This is a genomic window from Pseudomonas syringae, assembly GCF_001698815.1.
Classification (GTDB): domain Bacteria; phylum Pseudomonadota; class Gammaproteobacteria; order Pseudomonadales; family Pseudomonadaceae; genus Aquipseudomonas; species Aquipseudomonas syringae_A.
Genome location: NZ_LGSI01000003.1, coordinates 89,858 through 109,992, shown reverse-complemented (window position 1 = coordinate 109,992; position 20,135 = coordinate 89,858). Strand labels below are relative to the sequence as shown.

Here is a 20,135-nt window from a genome sequence, read left to right as displayed (position 1 = left end):
TGCACGGTATGACTGATGCTCCGCGTCGACTGGTTCGCGGGCAAGCTTCGCTCCAACGAAATCAGGTCTTGAGTCGATTGCTGTACATCCGGCATTCCGCGACTAACGCCAACAGATTCGGATCTCGCTCGCGGGATTTGAGGAACACCAGGCCGATGTGCTGCTGCATGTGATAGCGCGCTTGCAGCGGGATCAGGCGCACGCGGTTTTCGTAGACGGCCGCGATGCGTCCCGGCAGCAGCGCATAACCCACGCCTGAGCTGACCATGCTCAGCAGGGTAAAGATGTCGTTCACCTGCATCGCTACTTTCGGCTCGAAGCCCGCCCGCTGGAACACCCGCGCGCCATCGCGGTGGGTGGCGAAGCCTTGGGTGAGGGTGATGAACGTGGCTTCGCGCAGATCACTGAGGTCGACTTCGTTGTGTTGCGAAAACGGCGAATCGGCAGGCGCGGCGAGGAAGATGTCATCGGAAAACAATGGCAAATGCTCGCAATCCGGATCGTTGACGCTCTCATCCAGCGACACCAGGATGGCATCGACTTCCATGTTCTTGAGCTTGTAGAACAGGTCGATATTCGAGCCCAGAATCAAGTCGATATTCAACTCGCTGCGGCGGATTTTCAGACCCATGATCAACTGCGGCACGGTCTTGACCGTCAACGAATACAGCGCCCCCAGCTTGAAACGCGCCGCCGAGAAACCGGCCGCCTGACGGGTCAGCTCGACAGTGGCGAGCACGTCCTGGATCAGCTTCTGGGCGCGCTCTTCCAGCACATAGGCGCTTTCCAGCGGAGTAAGGTTGCGCCCTTCGTGTTTGAACAGCGGGCAGCGCAAGGCACTTTCCAGAGAATGAATCGCCCGGTGTACGCTGACGTTGCTGGTCTGCAACTCGGCGGCCGCCCGGGCGAGGTTGCCAGTGCGCATGAAGGCCAGGAAAATTTCCAGCTTCTTGAGGGTCAACTCATCGTCGATTTGCATGGCCAAGGTTTCTTGTTCGAATGGTAGCGATTGTGCCCAAGTCATGAGCCGCTGGCTGCACTAAATTCCCGGTCGGCGCATGCGCCGGTTGCGCTGTGGGTGTTTAACCTACAGCCTTGCGCAGCGATTCTGGTCAGCGAGGTAGTGTGCGGATGTATTACGGAGAAAAATTCAACGCCTGGTCGCATCTGGTCGGCGCCGTACTGGCGTTGGTCGGCGCGATCTGGTTGCTGGTGTATGCGAGCGTGTACGGGGATGTGTGGAAAGTCGTCAGCATGGCGATTTATGGCGTGACACTGGTGACCTTGTACAGCGCGTCGACGGTGTACCACAGCGTTCGCGGGCGGGCGAAACAGATCATGCAGAAGGTTGATCACTTTTCGATCTATCTGCTGATTGCCGGCAGCTACACGCCGTTTTGCCTGGTCACGTTGCGCGGCGCGTGGGGCTGGACGCTGTTCGGCATCGTCTGGGGCCTGGCGATCATCGGCATCCTGCAGGAAATCAAACCACGCTCCGAAGCGCGGGTGATGTCCATCGTAATCTATGCGGTGATGGGCTGGATCGTGCTGGTGGCGATCAAACCGTTGCTGGCGGCATTGGGCACAGCAGGCTTTACCTTCCTGGCAGCGGGCGGCGCGCTGTACACCATCGGCATCATTTTCTTCGCCTACGACACACGCTTCCGGCATTGGCACGGGATCTGGCATCTGTTCGTGATCGCCGGGAGCCTGCTGCACTTTGTGGCGATTTGTTTTTATGTGTTGTGAATAGCGTAACCGTGGGACCGGCTTCAGCCGGGAGAATGCCCTCCCGGCTGAAGCCGGTCCTACGGTTGGCTGCTGGAAGATATTTTTAAAAATCCCCCCACAACTGCTGCGCCACGCTCAGCGCTACGACCGGCGCGGTTTCGGTGCGCAGGACGCGTGGGCCGAGGCGGGCGGCGTGGAAGCCGGCGTCCTGGGCCTGATCGACTTCGGCGTCGTTCAAGCCGCCTTCCGGGCCGATCAGGAATGCCAGTGAGTTCGGCTTGCTGTGGCTGGTCAGCGGTTCGGCGACCGGGTGCAGCACCAGTTTCAGGTCGGCTTCAGTGCGTTTGAGCCAGTCGGCCAACGCCATCGGTGGATGAATCACCGGCACCACCGAACGGCCACATTGCTCGCAGGCGCTGATTGCAATCTGTTGCCAATGCAGCTGGCGCTTTTCCGCGCGGTCGTCCTTGAGGCGCACTTCACAGCGCTCGCTGACAATCGGCGTGATCTGCGTGACGCCCAGTTCGGTGGCTTTCTGAATCGCCCAATCCATGCGTTCGCCACGGGACAAACCCTGGCCCAGATGAATCAGCAGCGGCGATTCGGTCTGGCCGGCGAAGGTTTCGTTGAGCTGCACCCGCACGCGTTTCTTGCCGACTTCCAGTAAGGTGCCGCGAAACTCCTGTCCCGAGCCGTCGAACAGCTGCAGCGCATCGCCTTCAGCCATGCGCAACACGCGCCCGATGTAATGCGCCTGCGCTTCAGGCAATTCGTGTTCGCCAAGGCTCAGGGGGGCGTCGATGAAAAAGCGTGACAGTCTCATGGTGGGTCTCTGAAGTTCTGGAATGCTGCATTGTTCTTTGCGGTGGCATTTATTGTGGGAGCGAATTCATTCGCGAAGAAGACCGTGAAGATTGCGCTGACTGTACCGGCCCTTTCGGGGATAAATCCCCTCCTACAATGCATTTCATCCGCAGATCTAAATTCGGCCTAACCCGGATCACGGAAGTCCGGATGAAAGTTCTCACGCACGGCGACGCTGATGCTGGTACGCGTCGCGATATCGATGCCTTCGGTTGCCACTTCGGCGAGGAAGTCGATCTGTTCCGGGGTGATCACATACGGCGGCAGGAAATACACCACGCTGCCCAGCGGTCGCAACAGCGCGCCGCGTTCCAGGGCGTGCTGGAAGACCTTCAAGCCACGGCGCTCCTGCCACGGATACGCGGTTTTGGTCGCCTTGTCCTGCACCATTTCGATGGCCACGGCCATGCCGGTCTGGCGCACTTCGGCCACATTCGGGTGATCCGCAAGGTGCGCCGTGGCGGTTTTCATGCGCTGGGCCAGGGCTTTGTTGTTCTCGATAACGTTGTCCTGCTCGAAAATATCCAGCGTAGCCAATGCCGCCGCACACGCCAGCGGATTGCCCGTATAGCTGTGGGAATGCAGAAAGGCCCGCAAGGTTGGATAGTCGTCATAGAACGCGTCGTACACGTCATCGGTGGTGATGCAGGCCGCCAACGGCAGATAACCGCCGGTCAACGCCTTGGACAGGCACAGGAAATCCGGGCGGATGCCGGCCTGTTCGCAGGCGAACATGGTGCCGGTGCGGCCGAAACCCACGGCGATTTCATCGTGAATCAGATGCACGCCGTAACGGTCGCAGGCATCGCGCAACAGTTTGAGGTAGATCGGGTCGTACATGCGCATGCCGCCCGCGCCCTGAATCAACGGCTCGACGATGACCGCTGCAACCGTGTCATGGTGCTCGGCCAGGGTGTGTTCCATGGCCGCGAACATGTTGCGCGAGTGTTCTTCCCAGCTCATGCCTTCGGGGCGGTGATAACAGTCGGGGCTCGGCACCTTGATGGTGTCCAGTAACAGCGCCTTGTAGGTTTCAGTGAACAGCGGCACATCGCCCACTGACATCGCGGCCATGGTCTCGCCGTGATAACTGTTGGTCAGGGTGACGAAGCGCTTCTTGTCCGGTTTGCCGCGATTGAGCCAGTAGTGAAAGCTCATTTTCAGCGCAACTTCGATGCACGACGAACCGTTGTCCGCGTAGAAGCAGCGGGTCAGGCCTTCTGGCGTCATTTTGATTAGACGCTCGGACAGTTCGATCACCGGTTGGTGACTGAAACCCGCCAGAATCACGTGCTCCAATTGGTCCACCTGATCCTTGATGCGCTGGTTGATGCGCGGGTTGGCATGGCCGAACACATTGACCCACCAGGAGCTCACGGCGTCCAGGTAACGCTTGCCTTCAAAGTCCTCCAGCCAGACGCCTTCGCCGCGTTTGATCGGGATCAGCGGCAGGTTTTCGTGATCTTTCATCTGGGTGCAGGGGTGCCACAGGACCGCGAGGTCGCGCTGCATCCACTGATTATTCAAGCCCATTGGTTATCTCCGAGTGACGGCTCGCATGGCGCGAGGACGAACAATCGAGCAAGCCTATGCAATGCCCGGCTGCGGGACAACCTCTAGTGCGAAATGGCATCGTGCGTAGAGCGCTGGCAGGCCCGCAATGGCTGGCGTATCCTTCGCGGCTCTTCGACGTCTCGGGCCTGGTTTTCCGACACTTCCTACGTTTTATTTCGGAGTTTGCTGAATGCTTTCTGGTTGGCTGCGCGCCTGTGCGCTAGTGGTAGTTGGGCTGGTCAGCGTTTCGGCGCTCGCTATAGAAAAACAACATACAGCCATCGTCGTCGGCGGCGGACTGGCGGGCCTGACGGCGGCCTACGAGCTGCAAGGCAAAGGCTGGCAAGTCACGCTGCTGGAAGCCAAACCCAACCTGGGCGGCCGCTCCGGTCTGGCGACCAGCGAGTGGATCGGCAACAGCAAAGCGCAGCCAGTGCTGAACCAGTACCTGAACCAATTCAAGCTCGCCAGCGTGCCCGCGCCTGAGTTTGTGCGCACGCCGAGCTATCTGATCGACGGTGTTTATTTCACCAAGGCTGAACTGGCGTTGAAGCAACCGGCCACTGCCGAAGCGATGAAACGTTACGAGGAAACCCTCGATAACCTCGCGCGTTCGATCAGCGATCCGGAAAATCCAGCTGCCAACAGCACGCTGTTTGCCCTGGACCAGATCAACGTGGCGAACTGGCTGGATCGTCTTTCCTTGCCAGCAACCGCGCGCCAGCTGATCAATCAGCAGATTCGTACCCGTTATGACGAGCCTTCTCGCCTGTCGCTGCTGTATTTCGCACAGCAATCACGGGTCAATCGCGACATTGAAGACCGTGACTTCCGCGCCGCTCGCCTGCCCGGCGGCAGCGCTGTGCTGGTCGAATCGTTCGTGAAGCAGATCAAGGCCATCAAAACCAACTCGCCGGTGTCCGCGATCATCCAGGAAAAGGATGGCGTGACGGTCAAGGTCGGTGCAGTCGGTTACAGCGCTGACTACGTGGTGGTTGCCGTGCCGCTGCGGGCGCTGAACAAGATTCAGATGACCCCGGCGCTGGATGCTCAGCACATGGGCGCGATCAAGAGCACCAACTACGGCTGGCGCGACCAGATCATGCTCAAGTTCAAGACGCCGGTCTGGGACAGCAAGGCGCGCCTGTCGGGCGAGATCTACAGCAACACCGGTCTGGGCATGCTCTGGATCGAGCCTGCACTTAAAGGTGGCGCCAATGTGGTGATCAACCTGTCCGGCGATAACGCGCGGATCATGCAGTCGTTTGGCGACAAACAACTGGTGGACCAGGTGTTGATTCGTCTGCACGCGTTCTACCCGCAGGCCCGTGGTGCTTATACCGGTTACGAAATTCGTCGCTACAGCGTCGATCCTTCGACGGGCGGCGCTTACCTGGCATTTGGTCCAGGCCAGATCAGCAAGTACTGGCGCCTGTGGGAAAAGCCTGTTCAGCGCGTAGCTTTTGCTGGCGAACACACCGACACGATGTTCCCAGGTACCCTCGAAGGCGCCTTGCGCACAGGTCAGCGTGCAGCCAGCCAGGTGCAGGATCTGGCGGCTGGCAAGTCGTTCGAACCGGTCAAGGTCGTTCCGGCAGCAGTTCCAGCGGCACCGAAAGCATCCGGCGGCAACTTCTTCAGCAACCTGTTTGGCGGTTCGTCTGACAAGGCCGAAGCGAAGAAACCAGAACCGGCCAAACCAGCCGACGCCGCCAAGCCGCAAGAGAAGAAGGGCTTCTTCTCGCGTCTGTTCGGTGGTTCCGACGAGCCGGTTGCGCAGCCTGTGGAGAAAGCGCCAGAGCCAGCACCGGCTCCAGTGGTTGCTCCGGTAGTTGCGCCAGTGGTTGAACCGGCCAAGCCTGAGCCTGCGAAGGTCGAACCGGCGAAAAAAGCGCCAGTGAAGAAGACGCCGGCCAAAGAGCCAGCGAAGAAAGCACCGGCCAAGCCAGTGACACACAAAGCTCCGGCCAAGGCCGAACCAGCCAAAAAGGCCCCGGTGAAAGCCAAGACCGAAGTAACACCGGCACCAGCGGTAGATCCGAAAAACTGATCTGCTGATGCAACAATGAAAAAGGGCGCGGTTTTATACCGCGCCCTTTTTTTGTCTGTTTTTTTGCGTGGACATGGTGTTAGCCGGAAGACGGCCAGACCATCTGCCATATTTGCTTCGTCCTCAACGAAGCCCTTCCGGCTAAAGCCGCTCCTACGGCTTGAATTGCACGATCATTTGGCTTCGGTAGTGATGAAACTTTTATGCCCTTCAGTGCGCCGTGCTTCTTTCAACATCCACTGTGGTTCGCCTCGGCATTTGTATTTCACGCCCTTGCGACGCGCCATGGCGCTGACTGTTTCCATACATTCTTCTTTCGACGCATAAGCCTCGCCAGGCCTACGCTCATCCACACAGCCTTCCATTCCACTGCACATTGTCATAACGACAAAATAAACAGTCATCATCGCGGTGTTGCTCCATTGATCGCTGCGATCTAAACGTCCTGCGCCGGTCCTCGTTAACTGTCTGAGGCACTGATAGCAGTGATTGATTCGGCACGTGAAGGGCGGTGACAGGCGCTTCCCTTTGCAGGCCTGGGAAGAATGCTGAGGCTTATTAAGTGGCCTAACAATGGCCCCAGGCTTCCATCTGTCGGAATAACGTCACTATTATTGCTTTTGCTGGAGGGCGTCATTTTGACGTTACAGATTATCGCCATTAAATTGACTTTTCGGTGCGTTTGCTCTGATTGGCGGGCTGGTCCCTGATTTGAAAGACCCAGGAAAAACAGCCGCGCGCTGCCGCTCATCTGGGCCGATTGGCCGATGGTCATGACGCGGTTTTGTTGGATCCGATTTATCAGGATGCTGCGTTCCTGTAACAACATTGAAGCGGTTTGAGCGGTCTGGAAGCGGTAATGCTGGACAGGGAAGCTCGAGAAACGAAAATACGAATCAGGTAACAATCGTATTTCTCGATATTTCAGAGCAAAATTTTGCGCTTTCATTCGATAGATAAAAAGTTAGTCTGGTATCACTTCCTACAAGGTAATGGCAATGCAGCTACGCAACTCTTCCTCCCGCTACGGTTTGGTCAGCATGGTGCTGCACTGGGGTGTAGCTGTCGCAGTGTTTGGTCTGTTTGCGCTTGGGCTCTGGATGGTCGGGCTCGGTTATTACGACACATGGCGCAAGGCCGGCCCTGATCTGCACAAGAGCATTGGCATCACGTTGTTTGCTGTCATGTTGATCCGCATCGTGTGGCGCTTGCTCAGCCCACCGCCGCCAGCCCTGGCCAGTTATGGCAAGTGGACGCGGATTGGCGCGACATTTGGTCACCTGTTTCTGTATGTCGGTTTGTTTGCCGTGATGTTCGCCGGTTACCTCATTTCCACTGCCGACGGCGTGGGGATTCCGGTGTTTGGCCTGTTCGAGGTGCCTGCTTTGATCAGCAGCCTTCCCGATCAGGCAGACAACGCGGGCCTGGTTCATTTGTATCTGGCCTGGGTGCTCGTGATCTTTGCGGGGCTCCATGCTCTTGCTGCGCTGAAACACCACTTTATTGATCGCGATGTGACCCTCAAACGTATGTTGGGCCGCACTTAATTGTTCAACCACAAAGGGAATACAGCATGTTGAAGAAGACTCTCGCCGCTCTGGCTCTTGGTACCGCACTGTTGTCCGCCGGACAGGCGATGGCCGCTGACTACACCATCGACAAGGAAGGCCAGCATGCCTTCGTCAACTTCAAGATCAGCCACTTGGGCTACAGCTTCATCTACGGCACATTCAAGGACTGGACCGGTACGTTCAGCTTCGACGCCGCCAAGCCTGAAGACAGCAAGATCAGCATCGACCTGAAAACCGCCAGCGTTTTCACTAACCATGCTGAACGTGACAAGCACATCAGCAGCAAGGACTTCCTGGACGTAGCGACTTACCCGGACGCCAAGTTCGTGTCCACCAAAGTCGTGACCACCGGCAAAAATGCTGATGGCAAGCTGACTGCCGACGTAACGGGCGACCTGACCTTGCACGGCGTAACCAAGCCGGTTGTGGTCAAGACCGTGTTCCTCGGCGAAGGCAAGGATCCGTGGGGCGGCTACCGCGCTGGCTTCGAAGGCACCACTTCGATCAAGCGTTCCGATTTCGGCAAGATGATGGACCTGGGTCCACAATCTGACACGCTGGATCTGGACATCAGCTTCGAAGGCGTCAAAGCCAAGTAATTCTGGCCCGTTTGAAAGAACGCCGACCTCAGGGTCGGCGTTTTTGTGTGTGGTTAAAACTGGAATGGGGTTCGATGGAGCGAGTCTTGCCCGCTGTAGGACCGGATTTATCCGGGAAGACGTCGGTGCAGTCAGCGAGATAGTCGGAGTCTGTCCCGGCCTCTTCGCGAATGAATTCGCTCCCACAATCTTGAAATCGGCGCGGTCTTGTAGGACCGGATTTATCCGGGAGGACGTCGGTGCAGACAACACATCGGCGGCGTCTGGCGGTTGCCACCAAACTATAGAGTCTCCCACAAGCTATCGAGCAATCTTGATCTCACCGCCACCGCTTAAAGATCAACGACGTATTCACCCCGATCTGCCGCACTGTCATTTTTGACAGTATCCGAGGATGCCTTTAAGAATCATCTTTATTGCGTAAGTCGTACATAGACAATGTTCAAGCATGGAATCAAGGAGAGAGCCATGAACAGATGCATCCTGATGCTGAGTATTTTGAGCCTGACACTGACGGCCGCAGCGGAGGAAAGGATTGTCGGTGGAACACCCGCGCCAGCAGGCGCCTATCCGTTTTTCAGCACTGTAACCAAGCAGGACGGGACGCATATTTGCGGGGCCGCATTGATTGCTCCGCAATGGGTGCTGACCGCAGCTCATTGCATACGTAACCAACTACCCCATCGAGTTCAGATTGGGATGGAACAGTATCGCCCGACGGTAATAAGTCTGGACACGGTCGAAATCGCCGAGGCTTATATCCCCGCAGACTTTAAAGGCTGGCAGCCCTATTCGTCTGAGGCAAACGGTGAGCGGAGCAGCGGGCAATATGATATCGCCTTGTTGAAGCTGGCTCGCTCTGCTCGAAGCGATCACTTCCTTAAACTCGAGAGTCAGCAGGCCAATAAGGAACAACCCGGAGACGACGTGGTTCTGGCAGGTTTTGGCTTAACCGAGACGGGCCAGCAACCTGATCACCTTTACCATGCCGAAGGCAAGATTCTTGAGACGCAAAGGTGTATTGATGTGCCTGAAGGGTATCCCGACACCAACTACGATCCTGCCCTCAATGTCTGCGCAGATAACATGGCCCGAGGGGGGGATTCGGGTGGGCCGCTGCTGTACCGGCAAAACGGTGAGTACGTCGGCTTGGGACTGGTGAGCCGTGGATTGATAGATGCCGGACAGTACACGCGTATCTCTTTTTTTCAGGTATGGATGAACGTGATCATGAAAGAGGGCAAGTGCGACAAGTTTGAATCGCGATCAAATGGGTTGCCCATTTGCGCTGCCATCTCAGCCCAGCCCAAATAAGACTCGAAGCCATCGTGCCGGTTAGCGTCATTTCAGCGGTTGTGCTGGCCCCCGCCGCGCATGTTTTTTGTGGGACCGGATTCATCCGGGAAGGGGCCGGTTTTGCCGAGGAGGATCTTCAGGGTTTCCTCGGCCTCTTCGGGGATAAATCCCCTCCCACACTCCTGCTGCTCGCTCGCTCGCTTACCGCCACCGCTTAAAGATCAACGACGTATTCACCCCGCCAAACGCGAAGTTGTTGTTCATCACGTATTCATGGCTCATGACCCGGGGTTCGCCGCGCAGGTAGTCGAGGTCGCCGCATTGGGGGTCGATCTGGTCGAGGTTCATGGTGTGGATGTAGCGGTCGCGGTTGAGCATTTCGATGCAGAACCAGGATTCCAGCGCGCCGCAGGCGCCGAGGGTGTGGCCGAGGAAGCTTTTCTGCGAGCTGATCGGCATGCGTGGGCCGAACAGGCTGCTGGTGGCCAGGGTCTCGGCGATGTCGCCTTGTTCGGTCGCGGTGCCGTGGCCATTGACGTAGCCGATGGCTTCGGGCGGCAGGTTGGCGTCTTCCAGGGCCAGCTCCATGGCGCGGCGCATGGTGATTTGCTCCGGCCGGGTGCTGTGGGCGCCGTCGGCGTTGCTGCCGAAACCGACCAGTTCGGCGTGGATATATGCACCCCGCGCCAACGCATGTTCCAGTTCTTCGAGGACCAGCATGCCACCGCCTTCGCCGATCACCAGGCCGTCACGGCCAGCGTCATAAGGGCGCGGGCTGGTCTGCGGCGCGTCGTTTTTCAGGCTGGTGGCGTACAACGCATCGAAAACCATGGCCTCGGTCGGGCACAACTCTTCAGCGCCGCCCGCCAGCATCAACGGCAAACGGCCGAACTTGATCGATTCATAGGCATAACCGATGCCCTGGCTGCCGCTGGTGCACGCGCTGGAAGTGGGAATCAAACGCCCGGTCAGGCCGAAGAAGATGCTGATATTCGCCGCCGTGGTGTGCGGCATCATGCGCACGTAGGAATTGGCGTTCAAACCTTCGGCGACCGAATTGAGCAGCATATTGCCGAACGCCTTGATCTCGTCGGTGCTGCCGGTGGATGAACCGCACGCGGTGCCCATGCGTCCGTCGCGGATGATCGGGTCGTTCAGCAGCCCTGCGCCGATCAATGCCTGTTCCGCCGCGCCCACAGCGAGGCGCGAAACCCGGCCCATGCTACGCAGCTGCTTGCGGGTCCAGTGTGCTGGCACCACGAAGTCGTCGATGGGTCCGGCGAGGCGAGTGTTGAGTTCGGTGAAACGGTCCCATTCGTCCATGCGTCGAATGCCGCTGCGGTTGGCGTTGAAGTTGGCTTCGATGCTGGCCCAGTCACTGCCCAGTGAAGTAATGCCGGCCATGCCGGTGACGACGACGCGTTTCATCAGCACAGGCCTCCATTGACGGCCAATACCTGGCGAGTGATGTACGACGCTTCGGCCGACATCAGGAAATTCACCGCACCGGCGACTTCTTCCGGAGTGCCCATACGCTGGGCCGGGATCATCTTCATCAGTTCATCCACCGGCACGTTTTCGTCGAGCATGGCGGTGTCGATCAAGCCCGGCGCGACGCAGTTGACGGTGATCTTGCGCTTGCCCAGTTCGATGGCCAGCGCCTTGGCGGCACCGATGACACCGGCCTTGGACGCGCTGTAATTGACCTGGCCGCGATTGCCGATCAGCCCGGACACCGAGGTAATGCACACAATACGCCCGGCCGCACGACGGCGGATCATCGGCATCATCACTGGATGCAGCACGTTATAGAAGCCATCGAGATTGGTGCGCAGCACTTCGTCCCAATCGTCATCGGTCAGCGCCGGGAAGGCGCCGTCGCGGGTCAGGCCAGCGTTGAGCACCACGCCGTAATAGGCGCCGTGGGTTTCCACGTCGGCTTCGAGAATGGCTTTGCAGCTGGCGCGGTCGGACACGTCGAATTGCAGGACGCGCGCCTGACGGCCCAGCGCGAGGATTTCGGCCTGCACCGCTTCGGCTTCGCTGCGCCCGTTGCGGCAATGCAGGATCAGGTCGAAACCCGCCTGGGCCAGCCGCAAGGCGATGGCGCGGCCGATGCCACGGCTGGAGCCGGTGACCAGTATCGAGTCAGTCATGTTGCGGCTCCTTTGGCCAGGTACTTCGCGGGTTGTGGCGGGCAATACACGTTCAGGCGGGCGAACGCTTCGATGTCGGGGCCGGTCAGGCGGCATTCGAAAATGCCCATGCCGCTTTCGTCCTGCAATGAACGCAGGGCGTGGATGGTCAGTTCGCTGCCAGCGGGAAAGTGCTCGACGTTGCAGTCGAACTTGCGGCTGCCGAGGAGAAAACCGAGTTCGACGTTTTCGCCACGGGTCCGCGCGCGATAACCCGCGTAGGCCGCGACACTTTGCGCCATCAGTTCGATGCCGACCCACGCGGGCATGCTGCCATCTTCGCGGTTGAACAGGCCGCCTGGCCGCACGGTCAGGCGCGTCTGAATCTGTTCCTCATCGAAGCTGAGGATTTCGTCGATAAGAATCATGTCGCCAGCGTGAGGGATCAGCTCGGCGAGGGGCCATTGCTTCAAGGGGCATCTCCGATAATCAGGCTGATGTTGTTGCCGCCGAATGCAAACGAATTGCTCATCAGGCAGCGCCGGTCGGTGTGCGCCAGGCGGTCGCCGGGTGCGGTCCAGCGCAGCGCGGGCAATTGTGGATCGGCCTCGCCATCCCATAATTGAGGCGGTACGGCATGCTCGCTGTTCTCGGGCGCCAGGCTCAACCAGCAGAATGCTGCTTCCAGCGCACCCGCTGCGCCCAGCGTATGGCCGGTGAGCGGTTTGGTCGAGGAGCACGGCACGCCTTCGGGGAAGATCGCGTGGACGGCAAGGCTTTCCATGGCGTCATTGAGTGGCGTCGCGGTGCCGTGCAAATTCAGGTAACCGATGTCCTGCGCCTTGAGCCCGGCGCTGTCCAGCGCTTGCTGCATGGCTTGGCGAGCGCCGCGTCCGGTGGGTTCCGGTGCTGAAATATGATGTGCATCGCAACTGGCGCCCGCGCCGAGCAAGGCGATGGCATGTTCGCCGTCAGCCTCGCGGGTCATGAGAAACAACACCGCGGCTTCGCCAATGTTGATCCCGTCACGATTGCGCGAGAACGGGTTGCAGCGCTGGCTGGACATTGCTTCCAGTGCTGAAAAACCGTTCAGGGTCAGTTTGCACAAGCTGTCCACGCCGCCACACAACACCGCGTCGCACAGGCCTTGATCCAGCGCGCGGCGGGCACTGAGCAGGGCGCGGGCGCTGGAGGTGCAGGCGGTGGAAATCACATAAGCCGGGCCGCTCAGTTGCAGCCAGTCGGCCAGAAAGTTGGCCGGGGCGCTGAGTTCCTGTTGCTGATAATCGTAATGGGCGGGGAATTGCCGGTCGCGCAGCCAGGCGGCAATGCTGTCGCTGGCTTCGTCGATGCCCGAGGTGCTGGTGCCGAGGATCACGCCGATACGATCAGCGCCGTGACGCTCGATGGCCTGGCGAATCTCGCCTTCAATTTGCAGCGCTGCGGCCAGTAACAATTGATTATTGCGACTGCCATGAGAGGCCAGATGTGCAGGAATCAGCGGCAACCCGGATTTGACCGCACCCACCGGCAACACGCGCTCGGGCACCCAGCCGCTTTCGCTGCGCATGCCACTGCCGTCACCGGCAAACAGCCGACGGGCGACTTCTTCGCGGTCGTTGCCCAAGGCGCAAATCAGGCCCAGGGCGTTCAGGTAGGTAGTCATGGAGCGGTCTCGGTGTTCAACGGGCTGATATGGAAAATCAGCGTGTCTGCGTCTTTGGTGTCGGAGTCCGCGTGCACGCCAAGGGTAAAGACGTCAGCGGTGCGGTATTCGATACCCCAGCGGTCGCCCAGGCTGCGCCGCAGCCCCTGACGTCGGGCGTTCGGGTACGCGTCGCGCAACTCGGTGTCGGGGGTCAGCGCAAACAGTAATGCGGCGAACAACTCCCGGGCTTCAGCATTGGGCGGCAACAGGCCATCGGCCTGCCATTGGCCATTGATCAACAGCTGCCGCGCCAGCGGAATGCCCAGCGGGTCCATCAGCGACCAGCGCAACCCGGCCGATTCCTGCTGAATCACCAGTAACCAGTCCTGACGCTGTTCGGCCTGTTGGCGCTGCACGTGCAATTGCATCGGCAGTTGCAGGCGCGGCATGGCATCGGGCAGCGGTGCCTGACTGGCGCACGCGCTCAGCAGTAGCACGCAGGCAATCAATAACGCGCGGATCATTGGGCGGCACCGTTCAAGGGTTTGCGAGCCACGACATTGACCAGGGTTTCTTCGCGCTGGCCGACCGGCGCAGGTTTGCGCAGCTTCAAGCGTTCCAGCAAACCGAAATCCCTGGCGCGGCTCCACCACAAATACGGATACGACACGTTCTGCGCACCGAACTCGAAGCCCTGCTCACGCAGCATCTGCAAATATTGCCCGGCACTTTTCTGCACGTGCATCGGGTGACGGAACAGCCAGCGAATCACCCAGGTATCGATATAGGCCTCGGTGGACTCGGCAAACAGCAGATAGCCGCCCGGTTTCAACACTCGATAGAACTCGGCAAGGGCTTGTTCCTGCTCCACCAGATGATGAAAAGTCTGGTGGCAGAACAACAGGTCAACGCTGGCGTCCGGCACGTTCAACGCGGCGCAGTCGCTGCCGATCAGCTCGATATTGATGCCCAGCTGCCGGGCTTCGGCGCGGCTGGTGGTCAGGCTTTGCGGATCGGCGTCCACGCCCAGCAGGCGCGACGGCGCGAACACCCGACACAGATGCTGGAATGACTTGCCCTGGCCGCAGCCCGCATCCAGCAACACCGGCTGACTCGGCGGCGCGTTGTCGAACAGGCTGCGCAGATCGTCGATGGCCACCCGCAGCACGCGGTGTTGCCAGGTGTAACTGCGCAGAAACCACAGGCCGAAGCGGGTTTCCTCGACGTAGCTGTCGCTCAGGAACGGCCCGCTCATGGCTCCGTGCCAGCGCAGACTTCAGCCAACATTCGCAGGCGCCGCTTGGGTTCGCTGACGAACGGGTTGCGCTCGTCCCACGCGTAGCCGGCGAGGATCGAGCAAATCATGCGGCGGATTTCCGGGGTGCCACCGGCGTAGAAGATCACGTCCTGAAACATGCCGGTGTACCAGCCTTCGACATACGCCCGGAACGCATCGACGCCGCGCTTGAGCGGGATGGCGAATTCAGCTTCCCAGTCCACCGCTTCGCCTTGCAGCTGACGATGCAGCGAGGCGGCCNGGCCGCCATGCTTGCCGAGCGCATGGCGATAGTCACGCCGGACGAGAACACCGGGTCGAGGAACTCCGCCGCATTGCCCAGCAGCGCGAAACCCGGCCCGTGCAGGGTTTTGACGTTGGCCGAATAACCGCCGATGGTCCGCGCCGGGGTATCCCACACGGCATCTTTGAGCAGGCTTTTGAGGTTCGGGGTTTCGTCGATGAACTCGCGCAGGCAGGCGTCCAGATCCTCAGGTTTGTCAGCGAAACGCTCGGCCGCCGCGACCACGCCCACCGAGCAGCGGCCATTGCTGAACGGGATCGACCAGAACCACACATCGCGATGCTCGGGGTGAATGCTGACGAGGATTTTCTCGCGATCAAAGCGCGTGCTGTCGATGTGATCTTCCACATGGGTGAACACCGCCTGGCGCACCGGGAAGTTCGACGGCGCTTCAAGGTCGAGCAAGCGTGGCAGCACGCGGCCATAACCGCTGGCGTCGAGGACAAATTTGGCCTGCACGCTGTATTCGCTGCCGTCTTCGCGACGCGCGCGCAGGATCGGCTCGGCGCTGCTGAAGTCAGCGGCGATGATTGTTTGCTGATAGCGGATTTCCACGCCTTGCAGTTCGGCCTGATCGGCCAGCAGCTTGTCAAACTCGCCACGCTGCACCTGAAACGTCGACGGCTTGCCGTCGCTGAAGGTTTCGCCGAAATCAAAGGCGCTGTAACGCTCGCCCCAGGCGAACGCCGCGCCGTTCTTCTTCTGGAAGCCCGCGGCCTGCACCGCTTCGAGCATGCCAGCTTCCTCGACGAAATCCAGGCAATGGGCAAGCAGGCTTTCGCCGATGGAAAAACGCGGAAACTGCTGGCGCTCGATGATCAGCACGTCATGGCCATTGCGCTTGAGCAATGCCGCCGCGATGGCCCCGGCAGGACCCGCGCCGATGACGACGACCGTGCGACGTTCCATATCAGTTATTGGCACAAGATTTCCTTACCTGTTCAGCAGTGTTCAAGGGGGTTCGCAACGGCACGCGACCCATGCCAGCCAACGCGGGCAGCAAGGTCGCGAGCAGGCCCATCACCATCAGCGCGAAGTACAGCGCCGGACTGATGAGCTGTTGTTGCAGCAGCAGGTTGAGGAAAACGATTTCACTCAAACCACGAATATTCAGCAGCAGGCTTTCCCGCCAGCGGCTGGCACCGGCAAACGAGACCGGCGCCCAACGCAGGCCCAGCCAGTTGCCCAGCAGTTTGCTGGCGATGGGCAGCAGGATCAGCGCGCCCAGTTGCAGCCAGCTCAGGCTGGACATGGCGCTGTGCACGTTGATCTGCACGATGCCGAACGTCAGGATCAACGGGATGGCCAGATTGTTTTGCAGGCGCTTGAACAGTTCCGGGTCAAGCGGCGGCACCCAGGCCTGCTTGAGCCGCGCCATGCACAACAAGTAGCCGATGCCGAAAATCAGCGCGTTGAGCTTGTAGTGTTCAGCCACCACCAGCAGCGCGAAAAACGTCACGCTGTAGACCAGCGGCTGGCGCAGTTGCAAAGCGCGCAACAGCAGCGGCACGCAGGCACCAAGCAACGGCAGCAGAAGGCTGCTGAGGTGCAGGCTGCCTTGGGCGAGGGCGAACAGGCTCCAGCACGTCAGGTCGATCAAGATCGCGGTTTGCACCAGACGCCGGGTCGCGGCGGGCGGATAGTCGATGTGCCGCAGATACAGGTACAGCACTGGAATCGCGGTGATGGCGAACACCAGGCCGATGGCCAGCGAACTCAGCCACGGCTGTTCCGGCAGCAGCCAGACTGCGCAGGCCAGCCCGGCAATAAACGGCACACAGAAACTCGGCAGGGCGATTTTCAGGCTTTGGCGATCCATCTTCAGCTCGATCACGTCGCTGAGAATGTGCCCCAACACCATGGCGAAACTGAGGCCGTACAGGCTTTTCAGCCAAACCGGCGCCACCAGTTGCGCGCCGGTCAACTGCCAGCTCGGCTCGATCCAGAACAGCATCAACAGCGGCAGGCCAAAGGTCGCCAGCAGCAACTGGCTGACGATGGGAATCAGGCCAAAATGTCGACCCAGGCGAGTCGCCAGTGCGAACAGGATCAAGGCCATGAGCCAGAACAACAGGATCATCATGAGCCAGTCTCGCCTTCGTTAACCGCTGATGAATGACCGGCGCGGTTCGCGGCCCACGGCGCGAGCATGAAACTGAACGCCAGACCGAGGCTTACCGACAAACCAAAATTGCTGATGGCCGGCGTGCCGGACACCGCCAGCAGGCCGAACGACAACCAGGTCGTGACCGCTGCCAACAAGGTGCCCAACAGACTAACCGCTGCGCCGCCAATCTGCTCGCGCATGAGAATTGCGTAATCGACGCTGATCGCCGTCACCAACAACAGGCCGAACAGGCTGAACAGCGTCAGCGGTTGACCGAGCCAACCGAGGCTCGCCAGGCTGCACAACGCCGCCAGCAGCGGCAGCGCGACAATGCGTAGCGCGCCGCCGAGACCGAAGGGCAGGATCAACAACAGGACGATCAGCACGCAGGACAGCAGTTTCAGTTCCGCAGCGCTGATTTGCGTCGCGGCGAACACATTATTCAGTTCGCCCAGTCGATCCACCAGTTGCACGCCTTCAAGATCCTGCGCCTGCACGCGCAGCAGCGCCGGGTTGTTCAGACCTTGCAGGCTGACCAGCCCGGCGACGCCGTCGTCGGTCGCGCCGAGCCAAAGGGTGCGCCAGGGTTCGCCGAGCGGCCCGGCCAATAGCGTGTCGATGTCGGCATCTGGCAGCGCTTGCAGGCGGGTCAGTTCGGTCTGCAACGCTGCGGCCGGAACGCCAAGATCAACCAGCGGCTGCCACTGGCCGGCCAGTTGGGCCAGTGCGCGGCGGGTCGCATCCTGATCGGACGGTGCCGCGACCAGTTGATTGAGCGACATGTAACCTTGCAGTTTTTCCATGCTCACCAGTTGATCAAGACGCTGACTCAGCGCGGTCTGGCGTTCGAGCAATTGTTGCTGATCCTTGCCGCGCACCAGGAAAAACTGGCTGGTGGGTTGGAAACCGGTGATGCGTGCGATGGCCTGGGCTTCGTCGGTTAATGATTGCGGCGCGGAAACCCATTGGCGAATGTCATTCTTGGTAGTCAATTGCCATAGCCCGCCTGCGCAGAACGCCAGCAGCAGCGCCAGCAGAATCGGCGTGCAGATCCGCCGCAACAACGCTTCGCGGCAGGCCAGCATGTGTTCGGCCAAGTGTAGCGGCCATTGTGCCGGGCGCAGCTCGACAGTGTTGAGCAAGGCGGGCAGCAGGCAAACGGCGGTCAGGTACGCGCCGATCAAGCCCGCCGCTGAGAACACCGCGATCTGGGTCAGCGCCGGGAATGGCGTCCAGGCCAGCGCCAGATAGCCGATGCAACTGGTGGCCAGGCTCAACGTCAGGCCCGGCAGCGTGAGGCGCAATGCTGGCCAGCTGCGCCAGGGCTTGAGGCTCCAGCTTTTCGACAGGTAATGCAGCGGGTAATCCACGGCCACGCCGATCAGGCTGGAGCCGAGCACCAACGTCATCACGTGCATATGGCCGAATAGCGCCACGCATGCCACGGCACCGAACAGCATGCCGACGATCACCGGGACGAACGCCAGCAAAACCCGCCAGCGGCGGAATGCCAGCAACAGCAGCAACAGAATGCCAACCGTCGCGCCACCGCCGACCCATGTGATCTCGCGGCTGGCCTGACGTTGGCCATCGGCGGCGTACAGCAAACCGCTGGCGGCCAGCAACTGGCCGTTGGCCTGCGCCGCCTGTTCCCGCGCATTGGCGAGCAGGTCGGCGACTTGCAGCGGCAGGTGCATGTCGAAGGCATTGCCTTGGGTGCGGGCGCGCAACAGCACCCAGCTTTTGCCGTCGGCGCTGGCAATCAACGCGCCGCTGCCGATATCCGGCTGCACCGAGCCGTGTTGCGGCATGCCGTTCTGGATGCGGCCGGTCAGCCCCAGCCAGTCATCCTGACTCGGCACCAGACTGAAACCGGTGAACGGATCAAACAGGCTTTGCACCCGCTGCTGAATGAACGCCTGAGGATGCTCGATCAATTGCACGCGATCTGCTGCGGGCAGCATCGCCAGTCGGCCTTGCAGCAATTGCGTGCGCAGCGCGGGCAAGTCGGCCTGCAGATTCCATTGTACTTTTTCGAACAGGCCGCTGGCCTGCCATTGCTCGCCCAGGCGTTTCGCCAGTTCGATGGCTTGCTGGCGATCGGCATGGCCGACCAGCACCAGCATTTCCCGATTGAGCGGTTCCTGCATGCGTTGTTCGGCGCGCAGTTCCAGCGCATCTGGACTGGTGCCGGGGACCAGCTCCATGAGGTTGGCGGACAACGGCGCACCGTCGCGCCATTGCCAGCCCGCCAAGGCCAGAACCGCCAGCAGGACAATCAGGAAAAAACGGGGCAACAGGCGTTCAGTCGGCAAAGTCGTGGCGCTCCGCATCGCTCAAGGCTGGCACGCTCTGGCTGTCGAGCATCTTCAACAGGGTGCTGTCGCCTTGGGTTTCCTGCAGTTCGATGCGTTGCACTAAGACGCCGCCGTCGATATTGATCTGCTTGAACACTTGCTGCAGCAACAGCGAACGCGGGATCAGCGTCAGTTGCCATGCGCTTGCATCGCCCTTGAGTTGCAGCTCGAAATCGCGCTGCAAACCGCTGCTGTCGCCCTGCAAAACGGCGAGGAACAAACGGTTCTGCTCAGCACCGGCGCTCTTGTTCGGCAGCAATTGCCAACTGCCAGTGCCGTCGGTTTCGCGGCGGGCGATGCCAGCCGGGCTGATCCGGTAATCCTGCTTGAGCGGCGTATCCAGCAACCACAGCAGACCGAACTCCTTGGCCAGCACGAACTTGCCTTTACTCACCAACGGTTGGGGCAACGCGCGCAGGTGTTTTTCCTGAATGAAGCTGCCGCGCACTACGACCGGTTTGGCCAGTTGCTCGCTCAGCTGTTGCAGGTCAAAGGCGTTCGCCAAGGGCGACAGGCAGATCAGTGCCAGCATGCCAAGAACACGGCGAATGGTCTGTTGGAGCGAGGCTTGCCCGCGAAGAACGATTACGTGGTCTACCTGACATACCGCAGCCAATGATTCGCGGGCAAGCCTCGCTCCAAC

At 60.1% G+C, this 20,135-nt stretch carries 18 protein-coding genes and 1 pseudogene; 5 read left to right on the top strand and 14 right to left on the bottom strand.

Translation table 11 applies throughout. From position 1 onward, the window contains the following. Positions 1-61: 61 nt before the first annotated feature. Positions 62-979, bottom strand: coding sequence for a LysR family transcriptional regulator (locus tag AFK24_RS00785; RefSeq protein WP_065831433.1), 918 nt, complete (start codon positions 977-979; stop codon positions 62-64). A gap of 152 nt (positions 980-1,131) precedes the next feature. Here AFK24_RS00785 and trhA point away from each other — a divergent pair, with 152 nt between their 5' ends. After that, positions 1,132-1,749, top strand: a complete 618-nt coding sequence (gene trhA, locus AFK24_RS00780; protein WP_065831431.1) for a PAQR family membrane homeostasis protein TrhA — start codon at positions 1,132-1,134, stop codon at positions 1,747-1,749. An 85-nt stretch (positions 1,750-1,834) separates the two neighbouring features. Here trhA and AFK24_RS00775 read toward each other — a convergent pair whose 3' ends face one another. Beyond that, complete coding sequence (locus AFK24_RS00775; protein WP_065831430.1) at positions 1,835-2,554, bottom strand: 16S rRNA (uracil(1498)-N(3))-methyltransferase; 720 nt, start codon at positions 2,552-2,554, stop codon at positions 1,835-1,837. A 167-nt stretch (positions 2,555-2,721) separates the two neighbouring features. Then, entirely contained in the window at positions 2,722-4,128 is a 1,407-nt protein-coding gene (locus tag AFK24_RS00770) for an adenosylmethionine--8-amino-7-oxononanoate transaminase (RefSeq protein WP_065831429.1), read from the bottom strand. Between the two features lie 211 nt (positions 4,129-4,339). Between AFK24_RS00770 and AFK24_RS00765 the strand changes: the two genes are divergently transcribed. Continuing rightward, a complete protein-coding gene (locus AFK24_RS00765) occupies positions 4,340-6,199 on the top strand; it encodes a flavin monoamine oxidase family protein (RefSeq protein ID WP_065831428.1) in 1,860 nt (619 codons plus the stop codon). A gap of 173 nt (positions 6,200-6,372) precedes the next feature. Here the strand turns inward: AFK24_RS00765 and AFK24_RS30410 are convergent, their stop codons facing one another. Then, entirely contained in the window at positions 6,373-6,606 is a 234-nt protein-coding gene (locus AFK24_RS30410; RefSeq protein WP_139110428.1) for a hypothetical protein, read from the bottom strand. Positions 6,607-7,197: 591 nt separating this feature from the next. On the opposite strand from AFK24_RS30410, the gene AFK24_RS00760 reads away from it, so the two are divergent. The 3 genes from AFK24_RS00760 (at position 7,198) to AFK24_RS00750 (ending at position 9,683) form a co-directional block, all read left to right on the top strand. Then, positions 7,198-7,746, top strand: coding sequence for a cytochrome b (locus tag AFK24_RS00760; protein ID WP_065831427.1), 549 nt, complete (start codon positions 7,198-7,200; stop codon positions 7,744-7,746). A gap of 26 nt (positions 7,747-7,772) precedes the next feature. Continuing rightward, positions 7,773-8,369 carry a YceI family protein gene (locus AFK24_RS00755; protein ID WP_065831426.1) on the top strand — a complete coding sequence of 199 codons (597 nt, stop codon included), beginning with the start codon at positions 7,773-7,775 and terminating at the stop codon, positions 8,367-8,369. A 468-nt stretch (positions 8,370-8,837) separates the two neighbouring features. Next, complete coding sequence (locus AFK24_RS00750; protein WP_065831425.1) at positions 8,838-9,683, top strand: S1 family peptidase; 846 nt, start codon at positions 8,838-8,840, stop codon at positions 9,681-9,683. A 183-nt stretch (positions 9,684-9,866) separates the two neighbouring features. Here AFK24_RS00750 and AFK24_RS00740 read toward each other — a convergent pair whose 3' ends face one another. The 10 genes and pseudogenes from AFK24_RS00740 to AFK24_RS00695 form a co-directional block, all read right to left on the bottom strand. Further along, on the bottom strand, positions 9,867-11,093 hold the full coding sequence (locus AFK24_RS00740) for a beta-ketoacyl-ACP synthase (RefSeq protein WP_065831423.1): 1,227 nt from the start codon (positions 11,091-11,093) through the stop codon (positions 9,867-9,869). Further along, positions 11,093-11,821 carry a 3-oxoacyl-ACP reductase FabG gene (gene fabG / locus AFK24_RS00735; RefSeq protein ID WP_065831422.1) on the bottom strand — a complete coding sequence of 243 codons (729 nt, stop codon included), beginning with the start codon at positions 11,819-11,821 and terminating at the stop codon, positions 11,093-11,095. Before fabG ends, AFK24_RS00740 begins: the two co-directional genes overlap by 1 nt. Continuing rightward, on the bottom strand, positions 11,818-12,273 hold the full coding sequence (locus AFK24_RS00730; RefSeq protein ID WP_065831421.1) for a hotdog family protein: 456 nt from the start codon (positions 12,271-12,273) through the stop codon (positions 11,818-11,820). Before AFK24_RS00730 ends, fabG begins: the two co-directional genes overlap by 4 nt. Further along, positions 12,270-13,466 (bottom strand): beta-ketoacyl-[acyl-carrier-protein] synthase family protein, encoded by a 1,197-nt coding sequence (locus AFK24_RS00725; protein WP_065831420.1) that lies wholly within the window; start codon positions 13,464-13,466, stop codon positions 12,270-12,272. Before AFK24_RS00725 ends, AFK24_RS00730 begins: the two co-directional genes overlap by 4 nt. Further along, positions 13,463-13,972: a DUF3261 domain-containing protein gene (locus tag AFK24_RS00720; protein WP_065831419.1), complete on the bottom strand. Its 510-nt coding sequence runs from the start codon at positions 13,970-13,972 to the stop codon at positions 13,463-13,465. Before AFK24_RS00720 ends, AFK24_RS00725 begins: the two co-directional genes overlap by 4 nt. Beyond that, positions 13,969-14,703, bottom strand: coding sequence for a class I SAM-dependent methyltransferase (locus tag AFK24_RS00715; RefSeq protein ID WP_065831418.1), 735 nt, complete (start codon positions 14,701-14,703; stop codon positions 13,969-13,971). Before AFK24_RS00715 ends, AFK24_RS00720 begins: the two co-directional genes overlap by 4 nt. Beyond that, positions 14,700-15,952 (bottom strand): annotated as a pseudogene (locus AFK24_RS00710) (NAD(P)/FAD-dependent oxidoreductase). Before AFK24_RS00710 ends, AFK24_RS00715 begins: the two are co-directional and overlap by 4 nt. Beyond that, on the bottom strand, positions 15,939-17,111 hold the full coding sequence (locus AFK24_RS00705) for a sodium:proton antiporter (RefSeq protein ID WP_065831417.1): 1,173 nt from the start codon (positions 17,109-17,111) through the stop codon (positions 15,939-15,941). The pseudogene AFK24_RS00710 and the gene AFK24_RS00705 overlap by 14 nt, the downstream one beginning before the upstream one ends. Next, on the bottom strand, positions 17,108-19,468 hold the full coding sequence (locus AFK24_RS00700) for an MMPL family transporter (RefSeq protein ID WP_065831416.1): 2,361 nt from the start codon (positions 19,466-19,468) through the stop codon (positions 17,108-17,110). Before AFK24_RS00700 ends, AFK24_RS00705 begins: the two co-directional genes overlap by 4 nt. Further along, positions 19,440-20,024: an outer membrane lipoprotein carrier protein LolA gene (locus AFK24_RS00695; RefSeq protein ID WP_065831415.1), complete on the bottom strand. Its 585-nt coding sequence runs from the start codon at positions 20,022-20,024 to the stop codon at positions 19,440-19,442. The genes AFK24_RS00700 and AFK24_RS00695 overlap by 29 nt, the downstream gene beginning before the upstream one ends. Positions 20,025-20,135: the final 111 nt, after the last annotated feature.

Excerpts from the sequence above, each read along its gene's own strand:
- AFK24_RS00740 (WP_065831423.1), bottom strand. The coding sequence starts at position 11,093 with ATGAAACGCGTCGTCGTCACCGGCATGGCCGGCATTACTTCACTGGGC.
- AFK24_RS00695 (WP_065831415.1), bottom strand. The coding sequence starts at position 20,024 with ATGCTGGCACTGATCTGCCTGTCGCCCTTGGCGAACGCCTTTGACCTG.
- fabG (WP_065831422.1), bottom strand. The coding sequence starts at position 11,821 with ATGACTGACTCGATACTGGTCACCGGCTCCAGCCGTGGCATCGGCCGC.
- AFK24_RS00725 (WP_065831420.1), bottom strand. The coding sequence starts at position 13,466 with ATGACTACCTACCTGAACGCCCTGGGCCTGATTTGCGCCTTGGGCAAC.
- AFK24_RS00785 (WP_065831433.1), bottom strand. The coding sequence starts at position 979 with ATGCAAATCGACGATGAGTTGACCCTCAAGAAGCTGGAAATTTTCCTG.
- AFK24_RS00700 (WP_065831416.1), bottom strand. The coding sequence starts at position 19,468 with ATGCGGAGCGCCACGACTTTGCCGACTGAACGCCTGTTGCCCCGTTTT.
- AFK24_RS00755 (WP_065831426.1), top strand. The coding sequence starts at position 7,773 with ATGTTGAAGAAGACTCTCGCCGCTCTGGCTCTTGGTACCGCACTGTTG.
- AFK24_RS00705 (WP_065831417.1), bottom strand. The coding sequence starts at position 17,111 with ATGATGATCCTGTTGTTCTGGCTCATGGCCTTGATCCTGTTCGCACTG.
- AFK24_RS00775 (WP_065831430.1), bottom strand. The coding sequence starts at position 2,554 with ATGAGACTGTCACGCTTTTTCATCGACGCCCCCCTGAGCCTTGGCGAA.
- AFK24_RS00720 (WP_065831419.1), bottom strand. The coding sequence starts at position 13,972 with ATGATCCGCGCGTTATTGATTGCCTGCGTGCTACTGCTGAGCGCGTGC.
- AFK24_RS00770 (WP_065831429.1), bottom strand. The coding sequence starts at position 4,128 with ATGGGCTTGAATAATCAGTGGATGCAGCGCGACCTCGCGGTCCTGTGG.
- AFK24_RS00760 (WP_065831427.1), top strand. The coding sequence starts at position 7,198 with ATGCAGCTACGCAACTCTTCCTCCCGCTACGGTTTGGTCAGCATGGTG.
- AFK24_RS00750 (WP_065831425.1), top strand. The coding sequence starts at position 8,838 with ATGAACAGATGCATCCTGATGCTGAGTATTTTGAGCCTGACACTGACG.
- trhA (WP_065831431.1), top strand. The coding sequence starts at position 1,132 with ATGTATTACGGAGAAAAATTCAACGCCTGGTCGCATCTGGTCGGCGCC.
- AFK24_RS00715 (WP_065831418.1), bottom strand. The coding sequence starts at position 14,703 with ATGAGCGGGCCGTTCCTGAGCGACAGCTACGTCGAGGAAACCCGCTTC.
- AFK24_RS30410 (WP_139110428.1), bottom strand. The coding sequence starts at position 6,606 with ATGATGACTGTTTATTTTGTCGTTATGACAATGTGCAGTGGAATGGAA.
- AFK24_RS00765 (WP_065831428.1), top strand. The coding sequence starts at position 4,340 with ATGCTTTCTGGTTGGCTGCGCGCCTGTGCGCTAGTGGTAGTTGGGCTG.